This window comes from Pseudooceanicola lipolyticus (assembly GCF_002786325.1).
Classification (GTDB): domain Bacteria; phylum Pseudomonadota; class Alphaproteobacteria; order Rhodobacterales; family Rhodobacteraceae; genus Pseudooceanicola_C; species Pseudooceanicola_C lipolyticus.
On the sequence record NZ_PGTB01000092.1, the window covers coordinates 1 to 16,068 of the forward strand.

The window sequence follows — 16,068 nt, forward strand, 5'->3', positions numbered from 1 at the left end:
CGTCGTCGAAAAAGATGGGCGGGCCGGGGCAGAGCCTGGACGTGCCGCTGGGCCACAAGGAGGCCGCCTATGTCCGGTCGCATTTCGACGGGGTCGAGGTGCGGCTGAACGATGCGCCGCGCGCCGATGAGATCATGGTGGCGGTGGCGGTCACCGACAGCGGCCGCCCGCTGCCGCGGGTTGGCGGGTTGCGGGCGGCGGAGGTGGTGGGAGAGGACGGGCTGCGCTGAGGCGGGCGCCCCGGCACCGGGCCGGGGCCGCCAGCCCCGGATGTCAGAGCACCACGACGTCCAGCGGCGGGAAGCCGTTGAAGCCGACCGAGGCGTAGGACGAGGTATAGGCGCCGCAGTTGCGGATCATCACCCGGTCGCCGTCGCGCAGGTTCAGCGGCAATTGGATCGGGCGTTTTTCATAGAGGATGTCGGCGCTGTCGCAGGACGGGCCGGCGAGGATGCAGGGCCCGGTTTCGCCGCCGTCATGCGCGGTTGTGATCTGGTAGCGGATCGATTCACCCTCGGTTTCGGCCAGGCCCGAGAAGCGGCCGATATCCAGGTAAACCCAGCGGTGCAGGTCGGACTGCGACTTGCGCGAGACCAGCAGCACCTCGGCGGCGATATGGCCGGCCTCGGCGACCAGGCCGCGGCCCGGCTCGGCCATGATATAGCCAACCTTGCCAAAGCGAGCATGCACGGCGGCCATCACCTGCGCGGCATAGTCGCGCGGTGCGTCGATGGGTTCGCCATAGAAAGCGGGAAAGCCGCCGCCGATATTCAGCACCGACAGCGGGTGGCCGTCGGCGATGGCCGCGTGCCACAGGCGGGCGACCTGATCGAGCACCGGGGTCCAGAACTCGGCGCGACGGGTCTGGCTGCCGACATGGAAGGACAGGCCGACCGGCCGCAGGCCCAGGTCGCGGGCCAGGTCCAGCAGGCCAGGCACCGATCCTGGCGCGCAGCCGAATTTGCGGGTCAGCGGCCAGTCGGCCTTCGAGTTTTCCACGATCACCCGAAGGTAGATGCGCGCGCCGGGGGCGTGTTCGGCCAGCTTGGCCAGTTCGGCCTCGCTGTCGGCGACGAAGAGGTCGACGCCGGCGGAATAGGCGAAGGCGATGTCGGCGGGCCGTTTCACGGTGTTGCCGAAGGAAATCTCCGAGCCCTTGGCGCCCTGCGCCAGGCACAGCTCGATCTCGGCGCGGCTGGCGGCGTCAAAGCGCGATCCGCGCTCGACCAGCAGGCGGATGATCTCGGGCGCCGGGTTGGCCTTGACCGCATAGTGGATGCGCGCCGCGCCCAGCCCCTCGGACAGGGCGTCATACTGGCGCACCACGCGGGCGCGGTCGATCACCAGTGTGGGGCGGTCAAAGCTGGTCTGCGCGATATAGGCGGCAGCGGCGTCAGGAGGGATAGCGGACGGGGCGCGGAATGCGCCTTGGACGGTAGCGTTCATGTCATCTCCGAGTGGACACGCCCCGGACGGGGCGAAGGTGCAAAAGGAGACGTTACCGTCGCTACATAAACGCGGGTCGGTCCGTGTTACCGACCGGCCAGAGGCGCGTGCGTTGGCGTCTGTGCCGGTGGAGATAACGGTTGCGCGGATTCGATCAAGAGCAATTCGGCTGGGCGCAACATTCTTTCCGGGAGCGCGCCCCGAACGTGCAAATCTGCCACGGCCGCGGCGCCGTGGCAGAGCGGTGACGAGGCTTATTTGTCCTCGTCATCCTCGTCGTCGTCATGGCTGCCATGGGGCAGATTGAAGAAGCTGTCGGCATCGGCGTAATCGCCGTCCTTCTTCGGCTTTTCTTCCTCGTCGTCATCGCTGCTGGAACCGGAGAGCGAGAAGGTTTCCAGCCCTTCGATCGCCGTCGGGATCTTCGGTTCGGGCTCCATGCTGAGCGAGGTTTCGGTGCTGACCAGCTTGCGGCGCTCGTCATCGCTCATCACCGCGCCTTCGGCGGCCTTCTTGGCGGCCGCCTTCTGCACCGCGGCGTCAAGCTCGCTCTGCTTGCACAGGCCCAGGGCGACCGGGTCGATCGGCTGGATGTTGGAGATGTTCCAATGGGTGCGCTCGCGGATCGCCTGGATCGTCGGCTTGGTGGTGCCGACCAGCTTGGAGACCTGGCCGTCGCTCAGCTCGGGGTGGAACTTGACCAGCCATAGGATGGCGGCGGGGCGGTCCTGCCGCTTGGACAGCGGCGTGTAACGCGGGCCGCGGCGCTTTTCCTCGCCCACGGCGGCGGCGTTGAACTTGAGCTTGAGCCTGTGCAGCGGGTTCTTCTCGGCCGAGTCGATCTCGGCCTGGGTCAGCTGGTTGTTGGCGATCGGGTCAAAACCTTTCACGCCGGCCGCGACGTCGCCATCGGCAATGCCCTGCACCTCAAGCTCGTGCATGCCGACAAAATCGGCGATCTGCTTGAAGGTCATCGTCGTGTTGTCCACCAGCCAAACGGCGGTGGCCTTGGCCATGATCGGTTTGCCCATATCGTTACTCCTAATTCAAACCTTTCCCGTCGCCTGGTTTCGCAGGCGGTCCCGGCTGGGCCTGGGACGGGTTTCCGTTGTCGGGGAACTGAAGGCCTATATACTCGCGGAGGACCGATATGGAAAGGGGCGAATGCGCTGGTTTCTGATCTGGGTGCTGACCGCGCTGCCGGCTTTGGCCGAGCGTGGCAAGGCCGGAGAATTCGACTATTACGTGCTGTCGCTCAGCTGGTCGCCCAACTGGTGCGCGCTGCACGGCTATGCCCGCAACTCGGAGCAATGTGCCGAGGGCCGCGCCTTTGGCTGGGTGCTGCACGGGCTGTGGCCACAATATCATCGCGGCTATCCGTCCTTCTGCCGCAGCGCCGAGGCGCCGCCGACACGCGGCATGACCGCCGCGATGGCCGATGTGATGGGCACCGCCGGGCTGGCCTGGCACCAGTGGCGCAAACACGGGGTCTGCACCGGGCTGTCGGCAGCGGATTATTACGCGCTGTCGCGGCAGGCGTTTGAACAGGTCAAACGGCCGCAGATCTTTCGCCAGATCGACCGGCGGATGCAGCTGCCCGCGGCGGTGGTGGAAGCGGCGTTTCTGGAGGCCAACCCGGACTGGACGCCCGATATGCTGACCATCACCTGCACCGAGGGCCATATTCAGGAGGCGCGTTTGTGCCTGTCGCGCGGGCTGACCCCGGTGCCCTGCGGCCAGGACGTGGTGCGCGATTGCCGGATGCGGGACGCGGTGTTCGAGCCGGTGAAGTAAACCGGTGACGTTTTCGGCCCGGGGCCGCGGCGCGGCCCCGGAGTAGCTCAGGGGCCACGCTGGGCGGCGGGAGTGGGGGTCCATCCCATCCCGCCCCTCGCCTCAGAGTTCCAGAATGGTGCTGCCGGTGGTCTTGCGCGCCTCCAGCGCCTGATGCGCCTGGGCGACCTGATCCAGCGGGAAACGCTGGTCGATGCGGATCTTGATATCGCCGGCGGTCACCTTGCCGAACAGCTGCTGCGCCATGTCCTGGCAGGTCTGGTGATCGGCGATATGGGTGAACAGCGTCGGGCGGGTGATCTTCAGCGACCCTTTCTGCGCCAGCTCGGCCAGGCTGAAAGGCGGCACCGGACCCGTTGCATTGCCGAAGGAGATCATCATGCCCAGCGGTTTCAGCACCCCCAGCGAGCCCTGGAAGGTGTCCTTGCCGATCGAATCCATCACCACGTCGACGCCCTTGCCATCGGTCAGGTCGCGCACGCGGGCGGGGAAATCCTCGGTCTGGTAATTGATGCAATGCGCCGCGCCATGGTCCAGCGCCAGCTGGCATTTCTCGTCCGAACCGGCGGTGCCGATCAGGGTGATCCCCTCGGAACGCGCCCATTGGCAGGCGATCAGGCCGACGCCGCCCGCCGCGGCATGGAACAGCACGGTGTCGCCGGCCCGGAGGGGAGTGGTCCGCGCGAACAAGTATTGCACGGTCAGCCCCTTCAGCATCATCGCCGCGCCCTCGTCGAAAGAGATGCCGTCGGGCAGCGGGCAGACCTGGGCGGCGGGCATCACCCGCGCTTCGGAATAGGCGCCCGACGGGCCGCTGGCATAGGCGGCGCGGTCCCCCGGTTTCAGATGGTCGACACCGTCGCCCACGGCCTCGATCACGCCGGCGGCTTCGAGCCCCAGCGCGGCGGGCAGGTCCAGCGGGTAAAGGCCGGTGCGCTGGTAGACGTCGATAAAGTTGAGCCCGCAGGCCTTGTGGGCGATTCGCACCTCGCCCGGGCCGGGGTCGCCCACCGGGCGCTCCACCAGTTGCAGAACCTCTGGTCCGCCGTGTTTTTCAATCACCACCGTGCGCGCCGTCCGGCTCATCCTCGGGTCCTCCTGTTGCATATCCGGCCCCTGCATATCGCGGAGCCGGGGCCGGCGCCAACCCGGAGCGGCCTGGCTATTCCTTCAGCGCCAGTTGCGGCGAGACCACATCGATGCCCAGCGCCTTGCCGACGGCGAAATAGGTCAGCTTGCCCGCGTGCACGTTCAGCCCGTTCAGCAGGTGCGGATCGTCCTGGCAGGCCTGTTTCCAGCCCTTGTCGGCCAGTGCCAGCATGAAAGGCATGGTGGCGTTGCCCAGCGCGATGGTCGAGGTGCGCGCCACCGCGCCCGGCATGTTGGCGACGCAGTAATGCATGATGCCGTCGACCTCGTAGATCGGATCCTGATGGGTGGTGGCGCGCGAGGTTTCGAAACAGCCGCCCTGGTCGATGGCGACATCGACCAGCGCCGCGCCGTGTTTCATGCCCGCCAACTGCGCCCGGCTGACCAGCTTGGGCGCGGCGGCGCCGGGGATCAGCACCGCGCCGATCACCATGTCGGCGCGTTCCAGGTGCTCGGCCAGCAGCCCGGCCGAGGAATAGCCGGTGCGGAATTGCCGACCGAAGACATCGTCCAGATAGCGCAGCCGCGGCAGCGACCGGTCCAGAACCGTCACATCCGCGCCCATGCCGGCGGCGATACGCGCCGCATGGGTGCCAACCACGCCGCCGCCGATCACCACCACCTGGGCCGGGCCGACGCCGGGCACGCCGCCCATCAGTACGCCGCGCCCGCCATTAGCCTTTTGCAGCGTCCAGGCGCCGACCTGCGGCGCCAGCCGCCCGGCCACCTCGGACATCGGCGCCAGCAGCGGCAGGCCGCCCTGGGCGTCGGTCACGGTTTCATAGGCGATACAGGTGGCGCCCGAGGCGATCAGGTCGTGGGTCTGTTCCGGATCCGGCGCCAGATGCAGATAGGTGAACAGCAGCTGGCCCTCGCGCAGCATCGCGCGTTCGGCGGCCTGGGGTTCCTTGACCTTGACGATCATGTCGGCGGCGGCAAAGATCTCGGACGCGGTGCCGGCGATCTTGGCGCCGGCGGCAACATAGGCGGCATCGTCGAATCCGGCGCCGGCGCCGGCGCCGGTCTCGATCAGAACCTGATGGCCATGATCGACCGCCTCGCGCGCGGCGTTGGGGGTCATGCCGACCCGGAATTCCTGCGGCTTGATCTCTTTCGGGCAGCCGATCTTCATGATTCACCTCCTCAGTTGTCGTTTTACAAGCATATCAGCGGTTCCGCGCAATAATGCTGAGATTTCCGGTCGCCTTTTGCCTCGATCTTCGAATAATCTTCGCCAAATTGATCAACAATCGCATGGGATGTGCAACACGTGCAGCTTGACGCAACCGACCGGCGCATTCTGGCCGCGCTTCAGAAAAGTGGCCGGATGTCGAATGCCGACCTGAGCGAAACCGCCAATCTGTCGCCCTCGGCCTGTCATCGCCGGGTACAGCGGCTGGAGGCGGAAGGGGTTATTCGCGGCTATGTGGCGCTGCTGGATGCGCGCAAGATGGGGGTGGCGACCACGGTTTTTGTCGAGATCACCCTGCAGAGCCAGTCCGAAGAGGTGCTGGACGGGTTCGAAAAGGCGGTGTCGCGGATTCCGGATGTGCTGGAATGCCATCTGATGGCGGGCACTGCGGATTACATCCTGAAGGTGGTGGCCGAAAATACCGAGGATTTCGCCCGCATCCACCGCCAGCACCTGAGCCGTCTGCCGGGGGTGGCACAGATGCAGTCGAGCTTTGCCCTGCGCACGGTGTTCAAGACCACGGCGCTGCCGGTGTGAGCGGCGCGCCGGGCCGGGCGCCCGGCACTCTGCCCGGAACAGCGGCAACCGCCGGAAAATCCCCGGTCTTTCCGCAACAGGCGGCCGAATTCGCAGGCGCGGCCCTGCTCGGTCTCTTGCGCTTTTCCCGCAGGCCATGGATTGCGTCGCCGACATTCACTGATTCATAGTGCTGCCATGTCCCAGTCTCTGCCGACCCGCCGCGACGCCCTGCTGTCCGCCCTTGGCGCCGGGGCGTTTTTCCTGCTGCCCGAGGTTGCGCAAGCCTCCGATTCCGCCACCGGCCCGGCCACCGCCTTCAGCTTTGATCTGCTGAAGAACAAGGCGCGCGCGATGGCGCGCCAGCCCTTCGTGCCCGCCGCGATCCCCGAGGCCGAGATGCTGGAGCGGATCGATTACGACCACCACAACCAGATCCGGTTCCGCAAGGATCAGGCGCTGTGGGCGGGCCGGCCCGATACCTCGCCGGTGCAGTTCTTCTTTCCCGGCCGCTATTTCAAGGAGCCCGTGCGGGTTTACGCGGTGGACCAGGGCATGGCGCGCGAGATCCCGTTTTCCACCGGGCTTTTCGACATCCCCGAGGGCAACCCGGCCCAGGGCCTGACCGCGACCGAAGGCTTTGCCGGCTTCCGGGTGCAGGATGCCGAGACCGGCAATGACTGGATGTCCTTCCTGGGCGCGTCCTACTGGCGCACCGAGGGCTATAGCGGGCAGTTCGGCCTGTCGGTGCGCGGCCTGGCGCTGGACACCGCGGTGGCGGGGCAGCCCGAGGAATTTCCACGCTTTACCCGGTTCTGGCTGGAGCCGCAGGCGGGCGGTGGGCTGATCACCTGCGCGTTGCTGGAAAGCCCGCGCGCCACCGGCGCCTATCGCATCACCTCGCATCGCGACAACGGGGTGATCCAGGAGGTGGAGGCAGCGATATTCCTGCGCGGCGATGTCGGGCGGCTGGGGCTGGCGCCGCTCACCTCGATGTTCTGGTACGGCAAGCACAACCGCCATATCGCCCCCGACTGGCGGCCCGAGGTGCATGATTCGGACGGGCTGGAGGTGCATGACGCTGCCGGCACCCGCATCTGGCGGCCGCTGAACAATCCGCCGCGCACGATGGCCAACAGCTTTCTTGCTAGCAGGCTGGGCGGTTTTGGCCTGATGCAGCGCGAGCGGCGCTTCGAGGAATATCTGGATGACGGCGTGTTCTACGAGAAACGCGCCAGCGCCTGGGTCGAGCCGCTGGGCGACTGGGGGGCGGGATCGGTCGGGCTGGTGGAGATCTCCACCGATGACGAGATCCACGACAATATCGTCGCCTTCTGGACCCCGGAGGCTCCGGCCAGGGCGGGCGGTGAATATAACCTCGCCTATCGGCTGTCCTGGGTCGAGGACTGCCCGGTGCCGCCGGTGGCGGCGCGCTTTACCGCGACGCGGATCGGTGCGGGCGGCAATCCGGGACAGCCGCGCCCCGAACTGGTGGCCAAGATTGTCTGCGATTTCGACGGTTTCGGCTTCGACGGGCTGACCAGCCGGGATCCGTTTGCGGTGCGCATCACCGCTTCGCGCGGGACGGTGGGCGAGGGGCACACCTACCCGGTGGTTGGCGAAGACTATTGGCGGCTGGTCTTCGACCTCGATATCTCGCGCCTGCCGGCCGAGGATGACGCGCCGGTCGATCTGCATCTGTTTGTCGAGTTGCAGGGTCGGGTGATGACCGAAACGCTGTTGCTGCAATTGTTCCCCTCGCAGTTGCGGCGGCTGCTGAAGTCCCGCGCCTGACCCAGCGACAAGCTGCACGGGGCCGGCCAGATCGCGCTTGCGCCGCCCCGGCGGCTGCGGGACAGTCGGTGGCAGGAGGAGGGCCGGGATGGACTGGGACTACATCGTGATCGGCGCCGGCAGCGCCGGCTGTGTGCTGGCCAGCCGGCTGGCCGGGGCCGGGCACCGGGTTCTGCTGCTGGAGGCCGGCGGACGGGACAATTACCACTGGATCCATATCCCGATGGGATACCTTTATTGCATCGGCAATCCGCGCACCGACTGGATGTATCGCACCGCTGCCGATCCTGGCCTGAACGGGCGCTCGCTGATCTATCCGCGCGGCAAGGTGCTGGGCGGCTGTTCGGCGATCAACGGGATGTTGTACCTGCGCGGCCAGGCGGCGGATTACGATGGCTGGCGGCAGAGGGGCCTGCCCGGCTGGGGCTGGGACGATGTGCTGCCACTGTTCAAGCGGGTCGAGGATTACGCCGATGGTGCCTCGGACATGCATGGCGTCGGTGGCGTCTGGCGGGTCGACAACCAGCGCCTGCACTGGGATCTGCTGGATGACTGGATGGCGGCGGCGGAGGCCGAGGGGCTGCCGCGCAGCGATGATTTCAACACCGGCAACAACGAAGGGGTCGGCTATTTCAAGGTGAACCAGCGCAAGGGCTGGCGCCTGACCACCGCGCGCGCCTTCCTGCGCGACGCGCCGCGCGACCGGCTGAAGGTGGAAACCCATGCCCATGCCACCCGCATCCTGCTGCGGGAGGGCCGCGCGGTGGGCGTGGAATACCAACAGGACGGCGCGCTGCGCAGCGCGCATGCGCGGGCCGAGGTGATCCTGTCGGCGGGGGCGGTGAATTCGCCGCAGCTGTTGCAGCTGTCGGGGATCGGGCCGGGCGACCTGCTGCGCCGGCACGGGATCGCGGTGCAGCACGAGATGCCGGAGATCGGCGGCAACCTGCAGGACCACCTGCAGCTGCGCTGCGCCTGGCGGCTGACCGGGGCCAAGACGTTGAACACCATGGCCAATTCGCTGTGGGGCAAGGCGGCGATCGGGCTGGACTACCTGCTGCGCCGGCGCGGCCCGATGTCGATGGCCCCCAGCCAGCTGGGGGCGTTTTCGAAATCGCGCCCGGATCTGGAAACGCCGGATCTGGAATACCACGTGCAGCCGCTGTCGCTGGAGGCGTTCGGCCAGCCGCTGCATGACTATCCGGCGATCACCGCCAGCGTCTGCAACCTGCGTCCGGAAAGCCGCGGGCATGTGCAGATCACCTCGCCCGATCCGCAAGTGGCACCCGAGATCGCTCCGAACTATCTGTCGACCGAAGGCGACCGCGCGGTGGCGGTGGCGGCGATCCGGCAGGCGCGGCGGATCATGGCGCAGGAGCCGATGCGGCGCTATGCCCCGGAAGAGATGAAGCCCGGCGCTGCCGTCGACAGCGACGCCGACCTGGCCCGCGCGGCCGGCGATATCGGCACCACCATCTTTCACCCCGTCGGCACCGTGCGCATGGGGGCCGACGAGGCCGCGCCGCTGGACGCGGCGCTGCGGCTGCGCGGAATCGCCGGCCTGCGGGTTGCCGATGCCTCGGTGATGCCGACCATCACCAGCGGCAACACCAATTCGCCGACCATCATGATCGCCGAGAAGGCCAGCGACATGATCCTCGCGGCGGCCCGTTGACCGGTTGCGCGGATGCGCTAGCATGGCGGGCGCAAGCGGAGACAGGCCATGGCAGGCGGATGGGCGCGCGACGGCGCGGTGAGCGAACAGATCGAAGCCTCGATTGCGGATGAGCTGCAGCGGATGCAGGCCCGCCGCGCACCGGTCGGCGACAGCCTGACCCATTGCGCCGAATGCGACGAGCCGATCCCCGAGGCGCGGCGCGCCGCGATTCCCGGCGTCAAGCTGTGCATCGACTGCCAGCAGGAACATGACCTGCGCCCGGCGCAACGCGGTGGCATCAACCGGCGCGGATCGAAGGACAGCCAGCTGAAATAGCGCCGCGGGTGGCCGTGCCACGGTTTAGATTTCCGTTGGGAAAGACGGCGCCAAAAACGACAAACCCCCGAAGGCGGATGCCACGGGGGTCGTCACTTCCGGTGCCGGAATGCTGCAAAGCGGCTTAGAGCAGCCCTTCGCGCTGGGCCTTCTTGCGCGCCAGCTTGCGTGCGCGGCGGATCGCTTCCGCCTTTTCGCGCGCTTTCTTCTCGGACGGTTTCTCGAAATGTTGCTTGAGCTTCATTTCACGGAACACGCCTTCGCGCTGCAGCTTTTTCTTCAGGGCACGAAGCGCCTGATCGACATTGTTGTCGCGAACACTAACCTGCATGTGGTTGTCACCACCTTTCTGGTAAAAGTTGCAAGGATTTGCAGGAAGTGGTCCTATAGCAAGGACGGGCTATGTTGTCCAGCATCCTGTGATTTGCGTGAAAAGGGAGCGCGATGATGAGCGACAGTCATGACGAGATCGGCGAACGGCTGTTGGATGCGGCCCTGGAACATGTGCCATTCGATGGCTGGAGCGACACCACCTTCCGCGCGGCCATTGCCGATTGCGCGGTGGCACCGGCGCTGGCGCGCGCGCTGTACCCGCGCGGCGCGGTCGACCTGGCGCTGGCGTTTCACGCCCGCGGCGATGCGGCGATGGTCAAGCGGCTGAACGAGACCGGTCTGGACAGCCTGCGGTTGCGCGACAAGATCGCCGCGGCGGTGCGCTATCGGCTCGAGGCGGTGCCGGACCGCGAGCTGGTGCGCCGGGGCACCACGCTGTTTTCGCTGCCGCAGCACGCCGCCGACGGGGCGCGCGCGGTCTGGGACACCTGCGATTTGATCTGGACCACGCTGGGCGACACTGCAGAGGATTACAACTGGTACACCAAGCGGGCGACGCTGGCGGCGGTCTATTCCGCCACGCTGCTCTACTGGCTGGGCGACGAAAGCGACGGCCACACCGCGACCTGGGAGTTCCTGGACCGGCGGATCGACAACGTGATGCAGGTTGAAAAGCTGAAGGCGGATGTTAACCGCAACCCGCTGTTAAAGCCGCTGTTGGCCGGCCCGAACTGGTTGCTGGGTCATATCCGGGCGCCGCGGCGCGGGCGGATGTCCGGGCTGCCGGGTAAGGTGGCAGCCCGGAACCGAGCTTAGATCGCTTCGAGCAGGCCTTCGCCGGCCGAGATGCCGCATTCGCCGGGGGATTCTTCGGCATGCAACACCTTGACCACGCCGTCTTCGACCAGCATCGCGTAGCGTTTGGAGCGGCCCATCAGCCCGACCGGCGGCGCGTCGAACTCCATGCCGATGGCCTTGGTGAAGGCGCTGTGCGGATCGCCCAGCATGGTGATGCCGGCCGCGGCGGCGCCGGTCGATTCCCCCCAGGCGCCCATCACGAAGGGGTCGTTGACCGAGACGCAGATGATCTCGTCGACACCCTTGGCGTCGAACTTGTCCTTGGTGCGGATGAAGCTGGGCACATGGGCGCTGGTGCAGGTCGAGGTGAAGGCGCCGGGCACGGCGAAAATCACCACCTTGCGGCCCTTGACCTTGTCGGCGACCGAAGTGGGTTTCGGCCCGTCGGCGCCAAGCTCGATCAGCGTTGCGTCCGGCAGCGTGTCTCCGGCTGATATCGTCATCGTCTTTCCCCGTGTCTGGATTTCCGGTTGCAGTCTTGCAGGATATAGAGTGCTTTCTCAAGCGGACGAATAGAAGACGGGGTGAGAAATGGGGCATATCGTCGTTGTGGGGGCGGGGCAGGCGGGCGCGTCGTTGGTGGCGAAGCTGCGCAAGGACGGCTTCGACGGCGAGCTCACCCTGATCGGTGCCGAACCGGTGCCGCCCTATCAGCGCCCGCCGCTGTCCAAGGGCTATCTGCTGGGCGAGATGGCGCTGGAGCGGCTGTATCTGCGGCCGGAAAGTTTCTATTCCGAACAGGGTGTTACCTTGCGCCTGGGGCAGGAGGTGACGGCGATCGACCCGGCAGAACGGACCGTGACGCTGGGCGACGAGATGCTGCGGTATGACGATCTGGTGCTGACCACCGGCTCGGAACCGCGGCGCCTGCCGGCGGCAATTGGCGGCGATCTGGACGGCGTCTTCGTGGTGCGCAGCCTGGCCGATGTGGATGCGATGGCGGCCCATGTGACCGCGGGCAAGCGGGCGCTGATTGTCGGCGGCGGCTATATCGGCCTGGAGGCGGCGGCGGTGGCGGCCAAGCGCGGCGTGCAGGTGACGCTGGTGGAAATGGCCGACCGCATCCTGCAGCGGGTCGCGGCCCCGGAAACCTCGGATTACTTCCGCGCGCTTCATGGCGGGCATGGGGTGGATATCCGCGAAGGCGTCGGGCTGGAGCGGCTGCTGGGCGAGACACGGGTGAACGGTGCGGTGCTGTCCGATGGCAGCGCGCTGGAGGTCGATTTCGTCGTCGTCGGCGTGGGCATCGCGCCGGCAACCGCGCTGGCCGAGGCGGCGGGGCTGGAGATTGACAACGGCATCAAGGTTGACGGGCTGGGGCGCACCTCGGACCCGCATATCTGGGCGGCGGGCGACTGTACCTCGTTTCCGCATCGCGGTCGGCGACTGCGGCTGGAAAGCGTGCCCAACGCCATCGACCAGGCCGAATGCGTGGCCGGCAATCTGCTGGGCGCCGGCAAGGATTACGTGCCCAAGCCCTGGTTCTGGTCGGACCAGTATGACGTCAAGTTGCAGATCGCCGGGCTGAACACCGGCTATGATCGCATCGTGACGCGGCAGGGCGACGGGCCGACGGTGTCGTTCTGGTATTATCGGGGCGACGATCTGCTGGCGGTGGACGCGATGAACGATCCGCGCGCCTACATGATCGGCAAGCGGCTGATCGAGGCCGGGCGCAGCGCCGATCCGGCGGTGGTGGGCGACCCGGCGGCCGATCTGAAGGCGCTGCTGAAACCGTGAGGATCGTTGCGGGACGGTTCCGGGGCCTGCGGCTGGCCGGGGTGGGCAAAGGCGACCCCGGCGCGCATCTGCGCCCGACGCCGGACCGGGTGCGCGAAAGCCTGTTTTCGATCCTCACCCATCTGGATGTGATCGCCGGGGCGCGGGTGCTGGACCTGTTTGCCGGCACCGGCGCGCTGGGGCTGGAAGCGCTCTCGCGCGGTGCCGAGCGGGCGGTGCTGGTAGAAAACGGCCGCGTCGGCGCCGGGCTGATCAGCAAGAATATCGAACTGACCCGCAGCAGCACCGAGGCGCGGTTGTTGCGCGCCGATGCGACGCGGCTGGGTGCCTGCGCCGAGGCGCCATTTACGCTGGTCTTCCTTGACCCACCTTATGGCACCGGGCTGGGGCAGGCGGCGGTGGCGGCGGCGCTGGCGGGGGGCTGGATCGCCGAAGGCGCGCTGGTGGTCTGGGAAGACAGTACGCCGCAGGCGCCGCCGCCGGGTTTCGAACTGCACGACACCCGCAGATACGGCGACACCCATATCACGCTGATGTGGAAGACCGGCTGAGGGGGTGCATCACGGCACCGCTTCCCCTACCATCGGGGGCATGAGCACAGCGAATCCCCCTCTTGCGGCGGTCTGGACCGGCGGCGAAGAGGCCCGGGACACCACCGGCCCCGAGCCTAGGCGCTATCGGCCGCCGGTGCTGATCCACGATGCGGTGCTGCCCTGGCGCGGCGAAACGCTGCTGTTGGCGTTGCTGCGGGACAGCGACCGCGAGCGGTGAGGCGGCGGCCCTATTCGGACCAGGTCGGGTAGAATTTCCCGCCCGGCGACAGGGTGAAGATCTCGCAGCCGCCGGCGGTGACGCCCACCGAATGTTCGAACTGCGCCGACAGCGACTTGTCGCGGGTCACTGCGGTCCAGTCATCGGCCAGGGTCTTGGTTTCGGGCCGGCCCAGATTGACCATCGGTTCGATGGTAAAGAACATGCCCTCTTCCAGCACCGCGCCGGTGCCGGGCCGCCCGTAATGCAGCACGTTGGGCGGGGCGTGGAACACCCGGCCCAGCCCATGACCGCAGAAATCGCGCACCACGCTCATCCGTTGCGCCTCGACATAGCTCTGGATGGCATGGCCGATGTCACCAAAGGTATTGCCGGGTTTCACCATCTCGATGCCGCGCATCAGCGCGTCATGGGTGACCTCGATCAGCCGCTCGGCCTTGCGCGGCAGTTTGCCGGCCACGTACATGCGGCTGGTATCGCCGTACCAGCCATCGACGATCACGGTGACGTCGATGTTCAGGATATCGCCGTCTTTCAGCTTTTTCGGGCCGGGGATGCCGTGGCAGACCACGTGATTGACCGAGATACAGCTGGCGTGCTGATAGCCCTTATAGCCGATCGTCGCCGATTTGGCGCCGGCCTGGTCGACCAGGTCGGTGATGATTCGGTCGATCTCGTCCGTGGTCTGACCCACGAAGACATGGGCGGCGATGTCATCCAGGATGCGGGCCGCCAGTTCGCCGGCGGCATGCATGCCGGCGAAATCCGGCCGGTCATAGATCCGAATGCCGTCCTTGGTCAGACGACCCCGAAGTTCGTTATTCACAAAATGCTCCATCATATCGCTCAAAATAATAGTATGCATGGGCAGGAAGAACCAGAGGACGCCGAGTCACAGGCAAAGGCCTGGCCCGAGGGTGATGTCATCCGGGGTGATACGGGTGCCATAACATAACAATTCGACACCCATTTGACGTGCCTTGTCAAATGCAACGCCATAGGCCGGGTCCAGATCGCGCGCAATTGTGAAGGTCGCACAATCGGTGCGCTGGACCAGGTAGAACATCACCGCGCGGTGTCCGGATTGCGCCATCTCGGCCAGTTCGCCCAGATGTTTGGCCCCGCGCGCGGTGACGCTGTCGGGGAACTCGGCCAGGCCTGGCTGGCGGGACAGGGTGACCGATTTCACCTCGACCCAGGCATCGGGCAGGCCGTCCTGCTGCAGCAGGAAGTCGATGCGGCTGTTGCGACCGTATTTCACCTCGGGCCGGATGGTGCGGTAGGCGGCCAGTTCCGGCACCTCGCCGGCCTCGAGCGCGGCTTTCAGCGCGCGGTTGGGCACCGAGGTGTCGACCCCGGTGAAATGGCCGTTTTCGTGATCGACCAGCCGCCAGCCCCATTTCAGCTTTTTCTTCGGGTCGTCGTTCGGTTCCAGCCAGATCTTCGTCCCCGGTTCGGCCAGCCCCAGCATCGAGCCGGGATTGGCGCAATGGGCGGTCACCTCGCGCCCGTCCTCCAGCCGGCAATCCGCCAGGAACCGCTTGTAACGACGGATCAGCCGGGCCGGTGCGAGAGGGGTTTGAAAGCGCATGGGCCGCGCCCTATACCGGCGGTCAGGACCATGCAAGGGAGCGAGACGAGATGACCAACCCGACCGCCGCGATGCTTGTGATCGGAGACGAGATCCTCTCGGGCCGCACGCGCGATTCCAACATGCATCACCTGGCGGGCGAGCTGACCGCCCGCGGGATCGACCTGAAAGAGGCGCGGATGGTCAGCGATGACCGCGCGGCCATCATGGCGGCGGTGCAGGCGCTGTCGCAGGCCTATGACCATGTGTTCACCTCGGGCGGCATCGGCCCCACCCATGATGATATCACCGCCGACAGCGTCGCGGCCGCCTTTGACGTGCCCATCGATGTGCGCGCCGACGCGCGGGCGCTGCTGGAGGCGCATTATGCCCGCACCGGCACCGAGCTGAACGCGGCGCGGCTGCGCATGGCGCGGATTCCCGAGGGGGCGGTGCTGATCGACAATCCGGTATCGACCGCGCCGGGGTTCACCTTGGGCAACGTGCATGTGATGGCTGGCGTGCCGGCGATTTTCGAGGCGATGGTTGCCAGCGTGCTGCCCTCGCTGACCGGGGGCGCGGCCTTGCTGTCGGACTCCATCCGCGTCGACCGGCCCGAGGGCGAAATCGCCGGGCCGCTGGGGCTGATTGCCGGCCGCTATGACGATCTGAGCATCGGTTGCTATCCGTTTCAGCTAGATGGTGCCTTTGGCGCGAATGTGGTGTTTCGCGGCACCGACCGGGGGCGGATCGACGCCGCTTTGGCCGAATTGCGCAGCGAGCTTGGCCTGTGAGCACCGCCGCGCCGGACTGGTTCGCGACCATCGACGGCACCTGGCCGGCCGCGGCCTATCACAGGCTGGGGCCCTGGACGCTGCGCGAGGGCCGGGGCGGCGGCAGCCGGGTGTCGGC

The 16,068-nt window shown here is 66.9% G+C and carries 19 protein-coding genes and 1 pseudogene; 12 read left to right on the forward strand and 8 right to left on the reverse strand.

The window, feature by feature from the left end; all coding sequences use genetic code 11:
* Positions 1-230: amino acid synthesis family protein (locus CVM52_RS17190; protein WP_172721025.1), on the forward strand; the 230-nt coding region annotated here is incomplete at its 5' end.
* A gap of 43 nt (positions 231-273) precedes the next feature.
* On the opposite strand, the gene CVM52_RS17195 is transcribed toward CVM52_RS17190, so the two are convergent.
* Together CVM52_RS17195 and CVM52_RS17200 are read right to left on the reverse strand one after the other, a co-directional pair.
* Positions 274-1,446 carry a type III PLP-dependent enzyme gene (locus CVM52_RS17195; protein WP_100163695.1) on the reverse strand — a complete coding sequence of 391 codons (1,173 nt, stop codon included), beginning with the start codon at positions 1,444-1,446 and terminating at the stop codon, positions 274-276.
* Between the two features lie 254 nt (positions 1,447-1,700).
* Positions 1,701-2,477, reverse strand: a complete 777-nt coding sequence (locus CVM52_RS17200; protein ID WP_100163696.1) for a DUF1013 domain-containing protein — start codon at positions 2,475-2,477, stop codon at positions 1,701-1,703.
* Between the two features lie 133 nt (positions 2,478-2,610).
* Here CVM52_RS17200 and CVM52_RS17205 point away from each other — a divergent pair, with 133 nt between their 5' ends.
* Positions 2,611-3,240, forward strand: a complete 630-nt coding sequence (locus CVM52_RS17205) for a ribonuclease T2 family protein (RefSeq protein WP_100163697.1) — start codon at positions 2,611-2,613, stop codon at positions 3,238-3,240.
* 102 nt (positions 3,241-3,342) lie between these two features.
* On the opposite strand, the gene CVM52_RS17210 is transcribed toward CVM52_RS17205, so the two are convergent.
* On the reverse strand, positions 3,343-4,326 hold the full coding sequence (locus tag CVM52_RS17210; protein ID WP_100163698.1) for a quinone oxidoreductase family protein: 984 nt from the start codon (positions 4,324-4,326) through the stop codon (positions 3,343-3,345).
* A gap of 76 nt (positions 4,327-4,402) precedes the next feature.
* Positions 4,403-5,521, reverse strand: coding sequence for an alanine dehydrogenase (gene ald / locus CVM52_RS17215; protein WP_100163699.1), 1,119 nt, complete (start codon positions 5,519-5,521; stop codon positions 4,403-4,405).
* A 138-nt stretch (positions 5,522-5,659) separates the two neighbouring features.
* Here ald and CVM52_RS17220 point away from each other — a divergent pair, with 138 nt between their 5' ends.
* From CVM52_RS17220 to CVM52_RS17235, 4 genes are all read left to right on the forward strand, one after another.
* Positions 5,660-6,118: an Lrp/AsnC family transcriptional regulator gene (locus tag CVM52_RS17220; protein WP_100163700.1), complete on the forward strand. Its 459-nt coding sequence runs from the start codon at positions 5,660-5,662 to the stop codon at positions 6,116-6,118.
* Positions 6,119-6,295: 177 nt separating this feature from the next.
* A complete protein-coding gene (locus CVM52_RS17225; RefSeq protein ID WP_100163701.1) occupies positions 6,296-7,891 on the forward strand; it encodes an OpgD/OpgG family glucan biosynthesis protein in 1,596 nt (531 codons plus the stop codon).
* A gap of 88 nt (positions 7,892-7,979) precedes the next feature.
* Entirely contained in the window at positions 7,980-9,566 is a 1,587-nt protein-coding gene (locus CVM52_RS17230) for a GMC family oxidoreductase (protein ID WP_100163702.1), read from the forward strand.
* A 48-nt stretch (positions 9,567-9,614) separates the two neighbouring features.
* Positions 9,615-9,884 carry a DksA/TraR family C4-type zinc finger protein gene (locus CVM52_RS17235; RefSeq protein ID WP_100163703.1) on the forward strand — a complete coding sequence of 90 codons (270 nt, stop codon included), beginning with the start codon at positions 9,615-9,617 and terminating at the stop codon, positions 9,882-9,884.
* 124 nt (positions 9,885-10,008) lie between these two features.
* Here the strand turns inward: CVM52_RS17235 and rpsU are convergent, their stop codons facing one another.
* On the reverse strand, positions 10,009-10,215 hold the full coding sequence (rpsU, locus tag CVM52_RS17240) for a 30S ribosomal protein S21 (RefSeq protein WP_005614280.1): 207 nt from the start codon (positions 10,213-10,215) through the stop codon (positions 10,009-10,011).
* Positions 10,216-10,331: 116 nt separating this feature from the next.
* On the opposite strand from rpsU, the gene CVM52_RS17245 reads away from it, so the two are divergent.
* On the forward strand, positions 10,332-11,033 hold the full coding sequence (locus tag CVM52_RS17245) for a COQ9 family protein (protein WP_100163711.1): 702 nt from the start codon (positions 10,332-10,334) through the stop codon (positions 11,031-11,033).
* Here the strand turns inward: CVM52_RS17245 and CVM52_RS17250 are convergent.
* Positions 11,030-11,518, reverse strand: coding sequence for a peroxiredoxin (locus CVM52_RS17250; RefSeq protein WP_100163704.1), 489 nt, complete (start codon positions 11,516-11,518; stop codon positions 11,030-11,032). The two genes, CVM52_RS17245 and CVM52_RS17250, sit on opposite strands and share 4 nt — an antisense overlap.
* Positions 11,519-11,606: 88 nt before the next feature.
* On the opposite strand from CVM52_RS17250, the gene CVM52_RS17255 reads away from it, so the two are divergent.
* From CVM52_RS17255 to CVM52_RS17265, 3 genes are read left to right on the forward strand one after another with little or no spacing between them, the layout of a single operon-like run.
* On the forward strand, positions 11,607-12,815 hold the full coding sequence (locus tag CVM52_RS17255; protein WP_100163705.1) for an NAD(P)/FAD-dependent oxidoreductase: 1,209 nt from the start codon (positions 11,607-11,609) through the stop codon (positions 12,813-12,815).
* Positions 12,812-13,366, forward strand: a complete 555-nt coding sequence (gene rsmD, locus CVM52_RS17260; RefSeq protein WP_100163706.1) for a 16S rRNA (guanine(966)-N(2))-methyltransferase RsmD — start codon at positions 12,812-12,814, stop codon at positions 13,364-13,366. The genes CVM52_RS17255 and rsmD overlap by 4 nt, the downstream gene beginning before the upstream one ends.
* A gap of 40 nt (positions 13,367-13,406) precedes the next feature.
* Entirely contained in the window at positions 13,407-13,586 is a 180-nt protein-coding gene (locus CVM52_RS17265) for a hypothetical protein (RefSeq protein WP_100163707.1), read from the forward strand.
* 10 nt (positions 13,587-13,596) lie between these two features.
* Here the strand turns inward: CVM52_RS17265 and map are convergent, their stop codons facing one another.
* Positions 13,597-14,427 carry a type I methionyl aminopeptidase gene (map, locus tag CVM52_RS17270; RefSeq protein ID WP_100163708.1) on the reverse strand — a complete coding sequence of 277 codons (831 nt, stop codon included), beginning with the start codon at positions 14,425-14,427 and terminating at the stop codon, positions 13,597-13,599.
* A gap of 51 nt (positions 14,428-14,478) precedes the next feature.
* Positions 14,479-15,177: a DNA/RNA nuclease SfsA gene (sfsA, locus tag CVM52_RS17275; protein WP_100163709.1), complete on the reverse strand. Its 699-nt coding sequence runs from the start codon at positions 15,175-15,177 to the stop codon at positions 14,479-14,481.
* A gap of 50 nt (positions 15,178-15,227) precedes the next feature.
* Here sfsA and CVM52_RS17280 point away from each other — a divergent pair, with 50 nt between their 5' ends.
* Together CVM52_RS17280 and CVM52_RS27750 are read left to right on the forward strand one after the other, a co-directional pair.
* On the forward strand, positions 15,228-15,950 hold the full coding sequence (locus CVM52_RS17280) for a competence/damage-inducible protein A (RefSeq protein ID WP_100163710.1): 723 nt from the start codon (positions 15,228-15,230) through the stop codon (positions 15,948-15,950).
* Positions 15,947-16,068, forward strand: a pseudogene (locus CVM52_RS27750) (GNAT family N-acetyltransferase); the annotation flags it as partial. The gene CVM52_RS17280 and the pseudogene CVM52_RS27750, both read left to right, overlap by 4 nt.

Bases quoted from the DNA above. Each gene is read 5' to 3' on its own strand.
- CVM52_RS17255 (WP_100163705.1), top strand. From the start codon at position 11,607: ATGGGGCATATCGTCGTTGTGGGGGCGGGGCAGGCGGGCGCGTCGTTG.
- CVM52_RS17210 (WP_100163698.1), bottom strand. From the start codon at position 4,326: ATGAGCCGGACGGCGCGCACGGTGGTGATTGAAAAACACGGCGGACCA.
- CVM52_RS17280 (WP_100163710.1), top strand. From the start codon at position 15,228: ATGACCAACCCGACCGCCGCGATGCTTGTGATCGGAGACGAGATCCTC.
- CVM52_RS17250 (WP_100163704.1), bottom strand. From the start codon at position 11,518: ATGACGATATCAGCCGGAGACACGCTGCCGGACGCAACGCTGATCGAG.
- rpsU (WP_005614280.1), bottom strand. From the start codon at position 10,215: ATGCAGGTTAGTGTTCGCGACAACAATGTCGATCAGGCGCTTCGTGCC.
- CVM52_RS17245 (WP_100163711.1), top strand. From the start codon at position 10,332: ATGAGCGACAGTCATGACGAGATCGGCGAACGGCTGTTGGATGCGGCC.
- CVM52_RS17230 (WP_100163702.1), top strand. From the start codon at position 7,980: ATGGACTGGGACTACATCGTGATCGGCGCCGGCAGCGCCGGCTGTGTG.
- CVM52_RS17225 (WP_100163701.1), top strand. From the start codon at position 6,296: ATGTCCCAGTCTCTGCCGACCCGCCGCGACGCCCTGCTGTCCGCCCTT.
- sfsA (WP_100163709.1), bottom strand. From the start codon at position 15,177: ATGCGCTTTCAAACCCCTCTCGCACCGGCCCGGCTGATCCGTCGTTAC.
- map (WP_100163708.1), bottom strand. From the start codon at position 14,427: ATGATGGAGCATTTTGTGAATAACGAACTTCGGGGTCGTCTGACCAAG.
- CVM52_RS17205 (WP_100163697.1), top strand. From the start codon at position 2,611: ATGCGCTGGTTTCTGATCTGGGTGCTGACCGCGCTGCCGGCTTTGGCC.
- CVM52_RS17235 (WP_100163703.1), top strand. From the start codon at position 9,615: ATGGCAGGCGGATGGGCGCGCGACGGCGCGGTGAGCGAACAGATCGAA.
- ald (WP_100163699.1), bottom strand. From the start codon at position 5,521: ATGAAGATCGGCTGCCCGAAAGAGATCAAGCCGCAGGAATTCCGGGTC.
- CVM52_RS17265 (WP_100163707.1), top strand. From the start codon at position 13,407: ATGAGCACAGCGAATCCCCCTCTTGCGGCGGTCTGGACCGGCGGCGAA.
- CVM52_RS17195 (WP_100163695.1), bottom strand. From the start codon at position 1,446: ATGAACGCTACCGTCCAAGGCGCATTCCGCGCCCCGTCCGCTATCCCT.
- CVM52_RS17200 (WP_100163696.1), bottom strand. From the start codon at position 2,477: ATGGGCAAACCGATCATGGCCAAGGCCACCGCCGTTTGGCTGGTGGAC.